At 52.3% G+C, this 16067-nt stretch carries 16 protein-coding genes; 6 read left to right on the top strand and 10 right to left on the bottom strand.

What is annotated here, in order from left to right:
* Positions 1-132: 132 nt before the first annotated feature.
* The 6 genes from ACO0LL_RS09950 to ACO0LL_RS09925 all read right to left on the bottom strand — a co-directional run bounded on the left by ACO0LL_RS09950 (position 133) and on the right by ACO0LL_RS09925 (position 7562).
* Positions 133-2466 (bottom strand): putative bifunctional diguanylate cyclase/phosphodiesterase, encoded by a 2334-nt coding sequence (locus ACO0LL_RS09950; RefSeq protein WP_422950705.1) that lies wholly within the window; start codon positions 2464-2466, stop codon positions 133-135.
* Between the two features lie 244 nt (positions 2467-2710).
* The gene (locus ACO0LL_RS09945; protein WP_422950704.1) at positions 2711-3628 is read right to left on the bottom strand and encodes an aldo/keto reductase; all 918 of its coding nucleotides are present in this window, start codon (positions 3626-3628) and stop codon (positions 2711-2713) included.
* Positions 3629-3636: 8 nt separating this feature from the next.
* On the bottom strand, positions 3637-4287 hold the full coding sequence (locus ACO0LL_RS09940; protein WP_422950703.1) for a DsbA family protein: 651 nt from the start codon (positions 4285-4287) through the stop codon (positions 3637-3639).
* A gap of 126 nt (positions 4288-4413) precedes the next feature.
* Complete coding sequence (locus tag ACO0LL_RS09935) at positions 4414-5580, bottom strand: anhydro-N-acetylmuramic acid kinase (protein WP_422950702.1); 1167 nt, start codon at positions 5578-5580, stop codon at positions 4414-4416.
* A 53-nt stretch (positions 5581-5633) separates the two neighbouring features.
* Complete coding sequence (locus ACO0LL_RS09930) at positions 5634-6185, bottom strand: GNAT family N-acetyltransferase (RefSeq protein WP_422950701.1); 552 nt, start codon at positions 6183-6185, stop codon at positions 5634-5636.
* A 3-nt stretch (positions 6186-6188) separates the two neighbouring features.
* A complete protein-coding gene (locus ACO0LL_RS09925) occupies positions 6189-7562 on the bottom strand; it encodes a peptidoglycan DD-metalloendopeptidase family protein (protein ID WP_422950700.1) in 1374 nt (457 codons plus the stop codon).
* A gap of 275 nt (positions 7563-7837) precedes the next feature.
* On the opposite strand from ACO0LL_RS09925, the gene tyrS reads away from it, so the two are divergent.
* The 3 genes from tyrS (at position 7838) to ACO0LL_RS09910 (ending at position 10403) form a co-directional block, all read left to right on the top strand.
* Complete coding sequence (tyrS, locus tag ACO0LL_RS09920) at positions 7838-9106, top strand: tyrosine--tRNA ligase (RefSeq protein WP_422950936.1); 1269 nt, start codon at positions 7838-7840, stop codon at positions 9104-9106.
* A gap of 161 nt (positions 9107-9267) precedes the next feature.
* Entirely contained in the window at positions 9268-9708 is a 441-nt protein-coding gene (dtd, locus tag ACO0LL_RS09915; RefSeq protein WP_422950699.1) for a D-aminoacyl-tRNA deacylase, read from the top strand.
* Positions 9709-9734: 26 nt separating this feature from the next.
* Positions 9735-10403: a histidine phosphatase family protein gene (locus ACO0LL_RS09910; RefSeq protein ID WP_422950698.1), complete on the top strand. Its 669-nt coding sequence runs from the start codon at positions 9735-9737 to the stop codon at positions 10401-10403.
* 281 nt (positions 10404-10684) lie between these two features.
* Here ACO0LL_RS09910 and ACO0LL_RS09905 read toward each other — a convergent pair whose 3' ends face one another.
* On the bottom strand, positions 10685-11908 hold the full coding sequence (locus tag ACO0LL_RS09905) for an alpha/beta hydrolase-fold protein (RefSeq protein ID WP_422950697.1): 1224 nt from the start codon (positions 11906-11908) through the stop codon (positions 10685-10687).
* 225 nt (positions 11909-12133) lie between these two features.
* Here ACO0LL_RS09905 and ACO0LL_RS09900 point away from each other — a divergent pair, with 225 nt between their 5' ends.
* Genes ACO0LL_RS09900 through ACO0LL_RS09890 form a run of 3 tightly spaced genes read left to right on the top strand, consistent with a single transcriptional unit; the run spans position 12134 to position 13441 of the window.
* Positions 12134-12625 (top strand): SRPBCC family protein, encoded by a 492-nt coding sequence (locus ACO0LL_RS09900; RefSeq protein WP_422950696.1) that lies wholly within the window; start codon positions 12134-12136, stop codon positions 12623-12625.
* Positions 12622-13083 (top strand): SRPBCC family protein, encoded by a 462-nt coding sequence (locus ACO0LL_RS09895; protein WP_422950695.1) that lies wholly within the window; start codon positions 12622-12624, stop codon positions 13081-13083. The genes ACO0LL_RS09900 and ACO0LL_RS09895 overlap by 4 nt, the downstream gene beginning before the upstream one ends.
* On the top strand, positions 13070-13441 hold the full coding sequence (locus ACO0LL_RS09890; protein WP_422950694.1) for an ArsR/SmtB family transcription factor: 372 nt from the start codon (positions 13070-13072) through the stop codon (positions 13439-13441). The genes ACO0LL_RS09895 and ACO0LL_RS09890 overlap by 14 nt, the downstream gene beginning before the upstream one ends.
* 202 nt (positions 13442-13643) lie before the next feature.
* On the opposite strand, the gene ACO0LL_RS09885 is transcribed toward ACO0LL_RS09890, so the two are convergent.
* Genes ACO0LL_RS09885 through ACO0LL_RS09875 form a run of 3 tightly spaced genes read right to left on the bottom strand, consistent with a single transcriptional unit; the run spans position 13644 to position 16040 of the window.
* Positions 13644-14381 carry a LytR/AlgR family response regulator transcription factor gene (locus ACO0LL_RS09885; RefSeq protein ID WP_422950693.1) on the bottom strand — a complete coding sequence of 246 codons (738 nt, stop codon included), beginning with the start codon at positions 14379-14381 and terminating at the stop codon, positions 13644-13646.
* Entirely contained in the window at positions 14378-15433 is a 1056-nt protein-coding gene (locus ACO0LL_RS09880; RefSeq protein ID WP_422950692.1) for a sensor histidine kinase, read from the bottom strand. Before ACO0LL_RS09880 ends, ACO0LL_RS09885 begins: the two co-directional genes overlap by 4 nt.
* A gap of 4 nt (positions 15434-15437) precedes the next feature.
* Positions 15438-16040, bottom strand: coding sequence for a hypothetical protein (locus tag ACO0LL_RS09875; protein ID WP_422950691.1), 603 nt, complete (start codon positions 16038-16040; stop codon positions 15438-15440).
* Positions 16041-16067: the final 27 nt, after the last annotated feature.

Raw genomic sequence — 16067 nt, 5'->3', positions numbered from 1 at the left:
GCCGTATGTGCGCGCCATGCACGGCAATCATCTTTTCCCCCGCGATTTGAAATGGCATGCGGCGCATTGCAATGCGCCCTACAACACGGCTACGTTTAAAGTTAGCCTATGTGCACCGCAAAACTGTCCGCGCTACACCACCCTGGTACTCTCCTGCCCCGGTTGCGCTATCTGCTTTTGCAAAGCCAGCCATTTATCCAAAGGCATGGGGCGGGCGAACAAGAATCCTTGCATGGATGCGCAACCGTTGGCGATCAAGAATTCTGCCTGCTCCCTGGTCTCTACCCCTTCGGCCACCACGCGCAAACCCAGGTGAGATGCCATCGACAATATCGATTGCACGATGGCCGTGCCATTGGCATCACCCGGCGTATCCTGGACAAAACTCTTGTCTATCTTGAGCTCATACAGCGGCAGGCGTTTGAGGTAAGCCAGGCTGGAATAGCCGGTACCAAAATCATCGATGGAAAAACGTATGCCCAGCGTCGTCAATTCCAGCATGCGGGCGATGGTGTCTTGCAGATTATCAATGAGCAGACCTTCTGTCACTTCAAAGATAAGGCGTGATGGTGGTGCGCCGGTGTAGCGCAAGACACGCCTGACTTTTTCTACAAAATCTGGCTGGCGAAATTGCTTGGGGCTGACATTCACAGACAGCGGTATGTCCCAACCTGCGGCCTGTAATTGCAGCAGTGCCATGCAACCCTGTTCCAGCACCCAGTCCCCCAGACGCAAGATCATGCCGGATTCTTCTGCAACGGGGATGAACAGCGCGGGCGAGACAAAGCCACGCTCAGGGTGTATCCAGCGCATCAGCATTTCACCACCAACTGGCTTGCCCAGCCTGTCGACCTGGGCCTGTATATACATGTGCAGGTGCCCGCCTGAGATGGCTTCGCCCAGCTCCCTTTCCATGGTCAGCCTTTGTTCGACCTCGGTCTGCATGCCGGTTTCATAAAAGGCGATCTGGTTGCGGCCACTGCTCTTGGCACGGTACATGGCGGTATCTGCTTCACGCAGCAGGTCGTGTGAATTCTGGTTTTCTCTTGGCAACATGGTCACGCCTATGCTGCAGGTCGTGCTGTATTGCAGGCCATTGATATCAAAAAACTGTGAGATGGAATGACGGATTTTTTCTGCCACTGCCTGTGCTGCGTGGGCGCCTGCCACTACGTTATTCGAGATATGGCAGAGCATGACCACGAACTCATCGCCACCTATATGGGCCACTGTATCCACTTCGCGCAGGCTGCTGGAGAGTCTTTGTGCGACCAGGTTCAACAAGGCATCACCGACGGCATGGCCGCGCGCATCATTGATGTATTTGAAGTGGTCGAGATCGATGAACAACACGGCACTGACCATATTGCCGCGCCTGGCCGTTGCCAGCAATATGCTCATGCGGTCCAGCAAGAGGCGGCGATTCGGCAAGCCTGTCAGCACATCAAAATAGGCTAGCCTGTGTATATGTTCCTGGGCTTTTTTACGATCACTGATGTCGCGCCCAGTAGCCACCCAGTGGCTGAACAGACCGTGCTCGTCGGCCAGCGGTACCACGTCGGCCTCCATCCAGAATTCACTGCCATCGTGGGTATAGCATATCAGTTCTATATGGACAGACTCGTAGGACAACAGCGCCAAGTTGAGCTTATCGAGTTCATCTGTCTGGGTACGCGGCCCCTGTAAAAAAACTGGCGATTTGTCGACCACATCCTCACTTTTAAAACCTGTCTGGCGCACAAAGGCATCATTGACGAAGACGATCTTGAGGCGGCGTTTTCCGGCGCCATCAATATCAACCTTGATGATCATGACGATGTCATTGAGGCGCGCCACGGCAGCGACAATCAGGCGCAGTTCTTCGTTCGCCACGGCAAGTGAAGATTGCCCATGCTGCAATGAGGCAGCGATGACACGCTGGTGTTCAAGCGAACTATCCAGCCGTTGCAGTAACACGCTGCAAGAGATGGACATGACAGCTCCAATGAAACCGAAATTGATGGTCACCACCACCAGTTGCATGAAGGGGTGGGAATCAAAGCCATACACATGCAAATTGGAATCCGAGATATAGCCCACCACCAGCAAGCTCAGTGAAGCCAGAACCAGGGCATACATGGACAGCCGCATGTTCAGCAGCAAGGCGGTCAGTACCGGGAAAGCCAGCAGGTAGATCAGCCCGGTCAGGCCGACCTTGATGAGAAACCAGACACCGAGCAGATACAGAAAAAGCAGGAAGTTCCAGGCGCGCTGCTGATAGTTCAAGAATGGCAGGCGCCAGATCGTGGCAACCCAGCCCAGGGCGAAAATATCAACCACGACGACCGACCACAGGTTTTCGCTGATGGCCAGCACGATGCTGGGTATGGCCGTTGCACCACCCAGTGCGAGTACAAAAAACAGGATGGCAGACAGCACCTGCTCACGCCACTGGTGGGTTTCCACCGGTGCCGAAGAGTTAGCCATGAAATTACTGCGGATGAATTGAAAAACAGTCACAAATCCTGTCCTTCTGCAATCACATCACGAAACGGGCCAGACCAGATTTAGCGGCCAGAACAGTAATACTATACCAACATATATCCATTCAGACAGAAATTGCGCCTGTGCTGGTAAAAAGCGACAAAATGACTTTACACAAGGCAATAATATGGCTGTTTGGCAGACTGATTGATCAAGAAACTGATCAATCAGTGCCTGACAATCCCGACTAATCGACGTTCTTACCCGCAGAGGCACACCACAAGGCAAACCATTGTTCGCGGCTTAGCTTAATGGCAGTGGCATTGACCGCTTCTTCAATCGCGGCGATACGGCCTGAACCTGTCAGCACCAGTGGCCGGGATGGATGTTGCAAAATCCAGGCAAGGGCAATGGTACTGGGGCTGGTATCAAGCTCTGCCGCAATACGGGCCAGCACCGTACTGATGCGCTGGCCACGTTCGTCCTGCTCATGCAGGGGGCGGAACAGGCTGCCACCACCAAGGGCTGACCAGATCATCGGTGCAATGCGCAAGCGCTGGCATAAATCTAAAGTGCCGTCATGCAGCGGTTGCATATGCAGGAGTGATAATTCCACCTGGTTGGTCACCAGCGGGAAACGCGCTGCCAGCAATTCAAACTGGCTGTTGGTAAAGTTGGAAACACCAAAATGCCTGACCTTGCCACTGTCTTGCAAATGCTGGAAAGCGCCGGCGATTTCGTCAGCATCCATCAATGGATCTGGCCTGTGTATCAGCAATAAATCAAGCTGCTCTATCTGCATCGCACGCAATGATTGTTCTGCAGATGCAATGATGTGTGCGGCACTGGTGTCGTAATGCTGCATGCCATGGGCTGGGCGATTAGCAGACACCAGCTTGATGCCACATTTGCTGACGAACTGGAACTTGTCACGCAGATGCGGTGCCAGCGCTATTGCTTCGCCGAGCAATTGTTCGCTTTCATAATTGCCATAGATATCTGCCTGGTCTATGGTGTTGATGCCGAGCGCCAAAGCTTGCTCAAGAAAGCTTACTCTTTGCTGCGCTGTCATTTGCCAGCTGGCGAGCCGCCACAGGCCAAGTACGATGCGGGAAAATTCAGGGCCGTTTGGAGCGATAGGGGCAATCTGTAAATGTGGTGTCATGCTATTTTTCATTGTTGTGTCAGTGCCTGGAAAGTAGAGATCAGATCATCACGCGTAGTGTAGCCAGAAGCGAGCATGTGTAGCGCGCCCTCATGCACGAGCAAGAGCGCGGGAAAGCCGCGTATGCCCCAGTTTTTTGCCTGCTCAAAATGCTCGCGCGCATCTGACATGGCCATCGGTGAGACCAGGGTTTCGGCAAAGCTGACTACATCAAAACTGCCTTCACCTTCAACCTTGTTCATCGCAGCAACGGCAAGTTCAGACAAGACTGCCGGATCACGTACATCACGTCCTTGGGCGTAAAAGCCATGCTGTACCGCATGGAAGACGGCCAGTGCAGACCGCCCGGTATCATCGTCAGTCAGCGTGCGCGCAGTCACCACGGCACGGCAGGCTGGCTCAGTGTCATACACAAAGCCGAGCTGCGACATGGCACTATCGCTAAAAGGCAGGCCACTGCGTTCTGCTACCTGCTGCCAGTGCCCCATGATGGAAGTGCGCGTAGCATCATCCAGCACCTGTTTGTTATAGGCGCGCAAACCACCCATGATCAAATCAATTTTGGCATGTGGCACGGTATCAAGAAAAGCCAGCAATTCTGGCCCGAAGCCATAACACCAGGAACACATGGGGTCGGCGACATAAATCAGTTGCGTCATAAAGCAATCTCAAAGTATCAATATTGATTTGCCATTGTATAGAAACTTGGGATTAGCTGTCGCCTGCGATTTTGTAGAGTGCGCCGTGCGCACAGGAATACGGAGCGCACGGCGCACCCTGCTAAACTATGCGGGGTAGAGGGCACCTAAAATTCGTCCGCCCGCAGCACCCGTCACATCGGGCAAATTCCCTGGCAAGCGCAGGCAAAAGCGCTGTGCCAGCCAGGCGAAGGCCAGGGCCTCTACCTGTTCAGGCGCAACACCGAGCACTGCGGTGCTGCGGACAACAGCAGCACATGATTGCGCCGCCAGCAAAGCCTGCAAGCGCTGCATGAGCTGATGATTGAAGGCACCACCACCGCAGACATAAACATGGGCGGCATCGGCAGCATGGCGGGCAATATCATTAGCCAGCGTCAGCGCGGTAAATTCACACAAAGTTGCCTGCACATCGACAGGCGATACGGCATCGAAACCCTGCAGTTTGCCTTGCAGCCATGCAGGGTGGAACAAGTCACGCCCCGTGCTTTTGGGTGGTGGCATGTGCAGGTAAGCCTCGTCCATCAGACTGTTCAATAAGGCGGGTATGACATTACCCTGCGCTGCCCAGTCACCATTTGCATCATAGCTTTTGCCCTGATGTTGCAACACCCAGGCATCCATCAATACATTACCGGGGCCGGTATCAAAACCACGGGTACTGCCATCTGCCGCCAGTACACTGATATTGCTGATGCCACCGATATTGGCAACCACGCTGGAAGCACCTGCGCGGCCAAATACGGCACGGTGAAAGGCGGGCACCAGCGGCGCGCCCTGGCCACCGGCAGCGACATCACGGCTGCGGAAGTCGGCGATGACATCTATCCCTGTCAACTCGGCCAGCAAGGCAGGGTTATTGGTCTGGCGGGTATAGCCTAGCTCGGGCCTGTGACGGATAGTCTGGCCATGTGCGCCTATGGCATGTACGGTTTGTCCACTGGCATCTGCCTGCAATTTTTTGACGCAAGCGGCATAGGTGCTGGCGAGTGCATTTGCCAACAGTGCTTCATGATGAAGCTCATTATCACTGGCCTGCTGCAGGCGCATGGCTTGCTCGCGCAGGTCTGGGTCAAAGGGGATATAGGCAGTTGCAATGATCTGCATGCCGGTGTCAGTGTCAGCATCAGCATCAGCGGCAGCAGCATCAACTGGATCGGGCAGACGTACCATGACACCATCCACGCCATCAAGGCTGGTGCCTGACATCAGGCCGATATAGATGTTTGCCGTATTGTTTTGATTGTGCAGCATGCTGATTCCACCTGTATGTTGATCAGCATGAGTATAGAAGAGTCGGCCAGGTATTACAGCGTCTTGCAGAAAATTCTATTGACGGCTTCTTCATTTTCCATACGGAAGACGGCGGCACCTATGTCGGCATAACCAGTACTGGCATAAAAGCGCAGGGCTTTGTCGTTACCGACCCAGGCTGTCAGCCAGAGTCGCTGTACGCCCAGAGAGCGTAAATGTTCTTCAGCTTCAGCCAGCAAGCGGCGGCCTATGCCGCGACTAAAAAATCCAGGGTGTACGTACAGATGATCAAGCTCGGCCTGGTGTTCGGCCTGCACCTGGTCATTGCGCTTGCCGTTCAGGGTTTGGCAATAGCCAACCAGATGGCCATCAATTTCTGCCAGCAGGATGTGGGTATGTTCTTGTGCGAGATAGGCAGCCGTGCGTGCGGTCGTCAGTTCAGACAACACATAATCGGCAATCGACTTTTTGATGCCATGCTTGACATAGGTATCAAGCCAGACTTGCAATATCAATACAGTCAAGGCAGAGACATCCTCTGTCTCTGCCTTGCGTATGATGACTTCGCCTGCGGTCAAACCAGCCAAACCAGTCAAACCAGCCAAGGCTTATGAGCGCTTGGCCGCCAGACGCATGATTTCTGCCATGCGTTCAGGATGTAGCAAGTTAAAGCGGTGAATCATGTCGCCAGCAAAACCTTTGAAGCGGGTCATTTCAGCAACTGCCAGAGGTGCTGCCTCTGTCATATTGATGCCCATGGGGTCACGCGCTTCATTATTGACGCGGAACTCATAATGCAGATGCGGTCCAGTGGACCAGCCGGTAGTGCCGACATAACCAATGACATCACCCTGGCTGACCTTGCTGCCCTTGTGTATGCCAGCAGCAAAACGGCTCATGTGAGCATAGGCTGTGCTGTAGTTATTCCAGTGCTTGAGCACGACCAGGTTGCCATAACCATTGCTGGGCGCGGCAGAATCAACAACACCATCAGCCGAGGCGCGGATAGGTGTACCAGTTGCGGCTGCAAAATCAACACCCTTGTGCGCCTTCCATTGACCGGAGATAGGATGCACGCGCATGGAGAAGCCAGAAGACACACGGGTAAATTCTATCGGTGACTTCAGGAAGGCTTTTTTGAGGGACTTGCCGTCAAAGGTGTAGTAGCCACCCTTGCCACCGGCTTCTTCAAACCAGGCAGCCTGATACAGCTTGCCAGAATTGCTGAATTCACCTGCGAGTACGCGGCCAGTGCGGACGCGCTCACCGTTCTGCCAGAAGCTTTCATAGACAATATTGAAATAGTCGCCCTTTTGCAGGCGCTGGTAATCAACATTGGTCTCGAACATGGATTTGACCTGTTCAGTGACACCGTAGGGGATCATGGCATCATCGGCAGCCGGGTAAAAGGCCGTGCGGATATAGGCCGTTGCCATTTCCACACGCCTTTCGAGCTTGGCGCTTACATCAGAAGATGTCAGTTTGCCATGAGCATCGCGGTTGATGACGATATTTCTGACTGGTTTGTCCGGGCCATCTGAGACCGTTGTTTGCAACCACAGCAGTTCACCTTCTTCATCCGTTTTTACTGCCACGGTTTTGTCAGCCCTGAATTGCAGGATAGTGCGTGCAATACTGTCTGATTTGATGAACTGTGCCGCTTCTTCGTCATCCACGCCTATGCGCTGCAAGAACGTGGCCAACTGCTCACTGCTCTTGAAGGTGGCTTCACGGATGAATTGCTGATCAACCGCTTCGAGTGCGGCGACCTGTTCATCGAGTGAAGGCAGGCTCAACTCTTCCTTGATGCGCTTGACTGGCAAGTCAGAAGCATCTGGTGCCAAAGGAGCAACACTAGCAGCGCCAAATGCGCAAACAGCAAAGAAAAGAGCGGAAACTGAAACGATGCGCGAGGCGCGTGTGGTGCCGAACAACAGCCTGCCGCCAGAGACGATACGAAGTAATTTATCTGTTGGACGCATGCAATAAGTTAAAATTGACTGGTTTTATTGAAAATTCGAGTACATTGCGGTGAAATGCTCTTGCATATTTTATGCGCACATTATCAAGACGGCAATATTGAAACTCGCACTAAGTTCGGGATTAAAAACCAGGCAAAGGCATTAAAATGCTGGCATCTGGCTTAAACAATAATCCCTGCTAATTAACCAACACCCAGAATTTGGCAAACGCTGATTATGGATTCAGATTTGAAATTCGACCAGCGGTGTTACAAAAAATTTGATTTCCATTCATGATGACTTCTGAACAAAATTCCAGCTCCCCTGAAAACACTGGCAATGCCAGCAAAATCATGCCCCTTTCCGATGCAGTGCAACATGCACTGGCAGTGACCAAACGCGGTGTTGATGAACTGCTCATCGAATCCGAATTTGCCCAAAAACTGGCCCGTAGCGAGCAGACAGGCAAGCCGCTGCGCATCAAACTGGGCCTGGACCCGACTGCACCAGATTTGCACCTGGGCCACACGGTAGTACTCAACAAGATGCGCCAGTTGCAAGATCTGGGCCATACCGTGATCTTTTTGATCGGCGATTTCACGTCCATGATCGGCGACCCGTCTGGCCGCAACGCCACCCGCCCACCGCTGACACGGGAGCAAATCGAAGACAACGCCCAGACTTATTTCAAGCAGGCAGCTTTGGTGCTGGACGCCAGCAAAACCGAGATACGCTACAACTCTGAATGGTCAGACCCGCTAGGCGCGCGCGGCATGATACAGCTGTCATCCAAATACACTGTCGCCCGCATGATGGAGCGCGATGACTTCACCAAGCGCTTCAAGGCGGGCACCCCGATTTCCGTGCATGAATTCTTGTACCCGCTGATGCAGGGTTATGATTCTGTCGCCCTTAAATCTGACCTGGAACTTGGTGGCACTGACCAGAAATTCAACCTGCTGGTGGGTCGTGAACTGCAAAAAGATTATGGACAAGAGCCACAATGTATTTTGACCATGCCTTTGCTCGAAGGCCTGGACGGCGTCGAGAAGATGTCAAAGTCCAAGAATAACTACATCGCCATCACTGAACCAGCCAATACCATGTTCGCCAAGATCATGAGTATTTCTGATGTCATGATGTGGCGTTACTACGAGCTGCTGTCCTTCTGCTCACTGGAACAAATCGCTGCTTACAAAAAAGCAGTCGCAGAAGGCCAGAACCCGCGTGATATCAAGGTGGCGATTGCGCAGGAAATCGTGACGCGCTTCCATAACAGGCAGGCGGCGGAAGATGCGCTGGCTGATTTCGTCAATCGTTCCAAGGGCGGGATACCCGATGATGTGGCAGAAGTCACAATCAGCGGTGCGCCTTTGACCATAGGTCAATTGCTGAAACAGACCAATCTGTGTGCATCGACAGGTGAAGGCATGCGCATGGTTGAGCAAGGTGGCGTGCGTATCGATTCTGTCGTTATCAGCGACAAGGGTTTGAAAGTTGAAGCTGGTACATTTGTGGTGCAAGTTGGTCGTCGCAAGTTTGCGAAAGTGACGTTGACAGCTTGATGCTTATGCGTAGGTTGGGCTACGCTTCATCAGCCCAACACTGTGTCTCAATAATCGTATACGTCATTTAAACGCCGAGTGTTGGGCTGGTAAACCGTAGCCCAACCTACGAGATTTCGCCCCTTTTCTCCGCCCCCCAAGCAACGATACCAATTACCCCCATGATCGCCCTACTCCAAAGAGTCACCGAAGCCAAAGTCGTCGTTGATGGCAACACCATAGGCGCCATCAATGCCGGCCTGATGATCCTGGTCTGCGCCGAGCGCGAAGACACTGAAAAACAGGCTGACGACCTGCTAAAAAAATTACTCGCCTACCGCGTATTCTCTGACGACGCAGGCAAGATGAACCGCAGCGTCACCGACGTACAAGGCGGCTTGCTCTTGGTGCCGCAATTCACGCTAGCAGCGGATACCAATTCCGGCACTCGGCCCTCATTTACGCCAGCAGCCCCACCAGAACTGGGCAGGCAATTATTCGATTATTTTGTCGCCCAGGCACGCAGCAAACATGCGCAGGTAGAAACCGGCAGTTTTGGTGCCGACATGAAGGTCTCACTGACCAATGATGGCCCGGTGACCTTCTGGCTAAAAACAAAATAAGAACAAAATAAGAACAAAATAAACAAATGAAACCCACAGAAATTTTATTGATACGCCATGGCGAAACCGCCTGGAACGCCGAACGCCGCTTGCAAGGCCATCTCGACATCCCATTGAATGCCGAAGGCACACGCCAGGCCAAGGCATTGGCCTGGGCCTTGCAAAATGAAAAACTACACGCAATAGTCTCCAGCGATCTACAACGCGCGGTGCAAACCGCAGGTGAAATCGCCCGCCTGCAAGGTGTCAGCACCCGCATAGGTAAAGGCTTGCGTGAACGTTGCTTTGGTGGCTTTGAAGGCAAGCTGTATAGCGAACTACCCAGCCTGTACCGCAAGGAATATAACGCCTGGCAAGCGCATGAACCAGATGCACAATTCCCACCTGGCGAAAACGAAGGCGAAACCATACGCCAGTTCCACAAGCGCGTTATGGAACATGTGCTGCATTATGCCAAGCAATTCGAGGGCAAGAAAATCGCCCTTGTCGCTCACGGCGGCGTGCTTGAATGTGCTTACCGCGCCGCCAAGGATTTGCCGCTGAGCGCACCACGCGAAGTGACCATCTACAACGCAAGCATCAACCGCTTTGAAGTCACAGGTAAAGAAATCAAGCTGCTGCAATGGGGTGATATTGCGCATCTGGATGCCGATGGGCTGGATGAAATTAACCAGAGCAAGGTCGAGAAACATTGATGTCTTTGCGATGGCAATAACCGGCATTATCTGTCAGTTGAAAAACGCCACTGGGCTCCAGCTTGTGCTGGAGCGACCTTAAATTGTGCCACCAGAATAGTATGTTGAACAAATTGGAATTCTTATTTGCATGAGCGAATGATAATCCTCATATCTTCCAAATCGTCATTCCTGCGCAGGCAGGAATCCAGAGACTTTCGTGATACGCCGTAAAAGCGATTGGCTAATAAAACATCATCAACAACAGATATCAACAGAGTTCAAGATACTGGCACTTATTTTTACTTCGTTAATTTCTCCAGCTTTCCTTTAGCCTTGGAACTGACATCCAGTTTCACAGCTTGCTGATAGGCTTCTTTCGCTTTGGCCAGTTCATCTGCAGCCACGTAGTAATCACCCATACCTTCATGGGACAAGGCATTGTGTGGATAATTTTCCAGATTCGCACTGAGAAAATCATGGGCATTCTTCAATTTTTTCTCACGCAAGAAATGCTGCCCCAACCAATCCATCGTTTCAAGATCGGGTAAAAGCTTGTAGCCCATACGGGCGCTGATTTTTTCAAACTGATGTTTCAGTTCACCTGCACCATCTATCTTCGCATCATACAAGCGCACAAAATCAGCCATCTTGTAAAAATCAAACAAGAAATTTAAGCCGTCATACTCGGCCAAAACCGGAATAGAACCATGGCCTTCGTCCGGGTAGTATTTCCACTTCCAGCGCAGGCCGCTTTGTGGATGCGCATCCAGGGTATCGACCAGTTTGAGTATGGAACGAATATGCCTGCTTTCCTGATCGCTGCCAGATCTGACCTGATCAATAGACACGTCTTTGGCAAGTGTATTGGCAACCGCCAGATATAGCGATTTGTTAGCCAGGCGGCCATCCCTTAGCGCGACTTCCATCTGTTTGACCAGCAAAGCATTATCCCACCACATACTGGGGTCTATCGCCAGATAGGCGTCGAACAATGCACTGTGATTAATCAGATTATGCATCACGGTCAAGCCACCCAAAGAATGACCAACCAATACCCGATAAGGAGCAGCCGGATATTTTGCGTTAATGTAGGGAATCAACTCTTTTTCCAGATAAGTAGAAAAAGCTTCGCCACCACCAGAGTTTTCATTGATCTTTTCTGGCTGGGCATACGAACCTGCCTTCGTCGGTGTCAGTTCACGCTGGCGGTTATTGTGGGTAACCGCAACCAAGATCATTTCGGGGCAAGAGTGTCCAATGCCCCGGCATTTCTTTTCCATCAAACCCATCATCGAAAGAAAATGATCGCTGCCGTCCAGCAAATACACAACCGGATAGACAGGCTTCTCCGGTCCCCGGGCAGCATTCGGCTTGGGAACATATACCCAGATCTTTTTATCTTCGTTCAAGACATTCGAATGTATGGTCTCTATCGTGCCCACGATAATGTCTTCGTTTTTCTCCCCGGCATGGGCAAATCCAACCAAACTCAGCAGAAGAACAAATAGTCGAATGTTGCTCATAGGATGGACAATTCAAGGTAATAGAAATGACAGATGATTTACATCTTTGTATCGGCATGATGGCAAGATTGCCTAACGAACAATATCAAGTCAAGAAACTTTCCAATTCCTGCAAAGATTCACACACAAAACTTAAAGCAACCTTTTTGTTGCATTTCTTCAAAATCCATCCCATAATAAATACGCAGCTATTTGGCTGCATATATCACACAATGGAGACAGATCATGAAAAGCTACCAGCAAAGCCTCAGTATCAAAGCCAGCCCTGCCGCTGTCTATGCCGCCCTGACAACCGTAGAAGGCTTGCGTGCCTGGTGGACCCAGGATTGTGAAGGTGGGGTAGCCGTTGGCGATACCCTGGAATTTCGCTTCAGTGAGTGTTACAAGGATATGCGTATAGAGAAACTGCAAGCTGACAGCGAAGTGCGCTGGCTATGCACCCGCGCGCATATCGTGGCTGAATCAGTCGCCCTTGCTGACGAATGGGTGGGGACTCAGGTCGTGTTCCATATCAGCGATGCAGGTCTGGGCAAGACGCAGCTGGATCTGGAACACATAGGCCTGCTACCCTCGCTACAATGCTATGCGCTTTGTCAAAATGGCTGGCAGCATTTCCTCGCCAGTCTGCAGCTGTATCTGGAAACTGGCACAGGCACACCGTTTGTAGCGGCCGTTCATCAGCAAATCCCATCCACGGAAAGGAGAGCAGCAGCATGAGCAATAATACAGATAGCATACAGCGCAGCATCGTCATCAATGGCACACGTGAGCGCGTATGGCGTGCCCTGACTGATGCAGAAGAATTTGGCGCATGGTTTGGTGTCGATCTGAGCGGCCAGGTATTTGCGCCGGGCCAGCGCACACGTGGGCTGTTTACCCACCCTGGCTGCGAAGGTTTAATGTTTGATATCGTCATCCAGCATATACAGCCACAAGATGCCATGTCTTTTCACTGGCATCCGTATGCAGTCGATACTGCTGTTGATTATTCTGGTGAGATACCAACCCTAGTCAGTTTCAATTTACAAGATGCGCCCGGCAATGCTGTCTTGCTGACTGTGGTTGAATCAGGTTTTGACAAAGTGCCTGCGCACCGCCGTCGCACAGCCTTTGAGATGAATACCGAGGGCTGGGACATACAACTGCAAAATCTGGGGAACCATGTCACCAAGTAAAACAAACAACAAGGCCAGCGCACCAGCCATCATTAGTGCCCACGACACGTCTGCTCAGGTGTTCGCGGCACTTGGTGATCCCACACGTCTGAAGCTGGTGGCAGTGCTTTGCGCAGGTGGCGCTTTTTCGATTTCTCACCTGACGCAAACCACAGCCATCAGCCGCCAGGGCGTCACCAAGCACCTGAACGTACTGGCTGAAGCAGGTGTCGTCAGTGACATCAAAATTGGCAGGGAACGTTTGTGGCAACTGCAAGCTGCGAGCATAGATGAAGCCAGACAAACACTCGAATCCATAGGCCGCGAATGGGAAATGGCACTGGGCAGGCTGAAGCGTTTTGTGGAAAAGGATGATTAGGGAGCGCAACATGAGAAAAATGCTTGCAATGGCAAAAGCTCACGCAATTAGCCCTGTGGAATCGATCCGCTATCCCCAAGGAGTCGCTGAGTAAGCGTAGCGAGCGATGTCAGTTTGAGTTGAGAAGCGCAGTCGTACTCAAGTACGACGAGCATCGCCGACTCAAAATGGCTTCGCGCAGTAGCTTAATCAGCGGCTCCGACTACATTTGGCGAAACTGGTGTTGATACGCCTGCGACACCGCCAGCCACTCATCCTCTTTCTGCAAGCGCAAAGCCAGGCCACCATCGCTTCTCTGCACCGCATCTATCGCTGCCACATTGACGATATTGCTGCGGGATATCTGCCAGAATTTATCACCGTCGAGTTGCGCTGCCAGGTCCTTGATGGTGGTGCGGATATAGGCTTCGAGCCTGGCAGTGATGACTTTGGTGTATTTTGAATCTGCACGAAAGCAAAGCACATCGCTGACATTGATGAAGCGTATCTGGTTGCCAACCGATGCCTGTATCCAGCGCAGTGCTTCTTGCGGTTTTTTGATTTGCAGGGAAGACAGGTCAGCCGGTTGTTGTGACAGGCGCTGCTTCAACCTTTGCACTGCCAGCGCCAACCTTCCTAAATCCAGGGGTTTGAGCAGGTAATCCACCGCACCCTGGTCAAAGGCATCAACGGCATAATCATTATGGGCAGTCAGGAACACGATGTGGCAGGGGTGCTGGGCCAGGCGGGCCACGTCTATACCGGTCAGGCCGGGCATGCGTACATCCAAAAAAGCGATGTCGGGGCGCAGGTCGGTAATGGCTTGCATGGCCTTGATGCCGTCATCAACAGCGGCAATGATATCCAGCTCTGGCCATAACTGCGCCAACGCGTCTTGCAGTTCCTGGCGCAGGATGGCTTCATCTTCAGCGATCAGGGCTCTGGGTTTAATGATGCTCATGCCAGCTCACCTGTCCTGGCTGGCAGAGATATCGTGGCGCGCACACCACCCTTATCCCCTGGCTGTAATTGCAGTTCTGCCTGCTCACCAAACAGGGCGGATAGGCGCTCCTGTACATTCAGCAAGCCAACACCACTACCCAGTTCATCCCGAAAACCGCGACCATTATCGCTGACTGTGACCAGCAACTGGCCGGCTTCGCTGCTGGCACTGATATCTATGCGCACCTCACCCGGCTGCGGCTCTATGCCATGCTTGATGGCGTTCTCTACTAGGCTCATGATGGCCAGTGGCGGGATCAGGCAGGCCCGCACTTCATCTGCGGCCCGCACAGAAAACTGAAAGCGTGCACCCAGGCGTATCTGGAAGATTTGCAGATACGCCGCTGCCCTGTCCAGCTCTTGCCCCAGTGTGGTGGTACTCAGGCGCATGTCGGGCATGGCAGCACGCAGGTAGGCAATCAGGTTGTTCAGCATTTGCTCCGCCATGGCGGCATCCTGGTGTATCAGGGCACGGGTGTTGGCGAGCGTATTGAATAAAAAATGCGGTTCTATCTGGCCCTGCAATGCAGCGAGCCTGGCTTCCAGCATTTGCCTCTCGACTTTGTGCTTGCTGGCTTCCGCCGCCAGGCTGGCCTGGGTGCGATGTCTGATTTCCAGGTCTATGGCAGCAGGCAAGACGGTGGCAAAAATAAACACCAGGATAATGGCGGGCAATAACCAGTTGACATGGCCTGTGCTCATCGCTGGCCAGAATGCAGCCTCCGCCTTGAGCCCTGCAAACAATGCCAGCGCCACGGACAAGGCCAGGATAGCCCAGCGCTGGCTGGCATGTTTGAACCACAGTATTTTTTGCGACAGACATAAACCAGCTTGCGCCAAAGTATAGGCCAGCAGGATGGCCAGGCTATCTGCCAGCCAGGCTGAACGTCCTTGGTCAAGGCTTGCATAAACCAGTAAACCCAGCACGGCCAGCATGGGTAATAACGGCCACGCGCTCAATGTGCCTGACTCATCCTTATCCGCATGAGTTATCGTCATGTCTGTACGCATTTTTTTATTCCGAGAAATTCAGGTTTTTTATCGCTGCGCTTGCCTGACTAATGTTGACATCGTTTGCTATAGGTCTGCGTTCAGATATGGAATTATTTGCGGAGGCTTCGGCAAAGGACAGGTCCTTCACCAACAATTTTCCTTGTTTTCTGATGCCTATCCCTAACTCCAGTTTTTGCGCATTGGCGCTCACTGGTGTCTGAACCTTCACCGTTTCCCAAGCGTCCCCTTTAGCTCCGCTAGAGGAGGTAATGCGAACGCCGCCTTTATCATCAGTCGTTCTGATCCAGAGTTCGTAGCGCCCCAGCTCACCAGTGTGTCGGGCAGATGCTGTTAAAACCATGATCTTTCCACGATATGCACCGGCATCGACCACTTGCGTGATGGCGGCAAAGTCATCATCCGTGCTTGTCTCTTTTGCAGCAATAAAGAAAGCTGGTTGCTCTTTACTTCCTTGCGACTCGTCAAGCCCACTTTCATAGTGGGTAGCAATTGCGCCGCTACCTGTCCAGCCTTTTGGAATGCCGTTCTTGACAGCACCTGCGTAAGAAAAATTGACAGCAAAGGCAACCAGTGGGGCTGCGATCAGGATTTTCCAGTGTTTCATGTCTGCTCCAGTATTGTTCAGTATTTG

Source organism: Undibacterium sp. TC4M20W, from assembly GCF_049340245.1.
GTDB lineage: Bacteria > Pseudomonadota > Gammaproteobacteria > Burkholderiales > Burkholderiaceae_D > Undibacterium.
The sequence above is the reverse complement of the archived record's forward strand: the minus strand, read 5'-3'. Positions and strand labels throughout refer to the sequence as shown.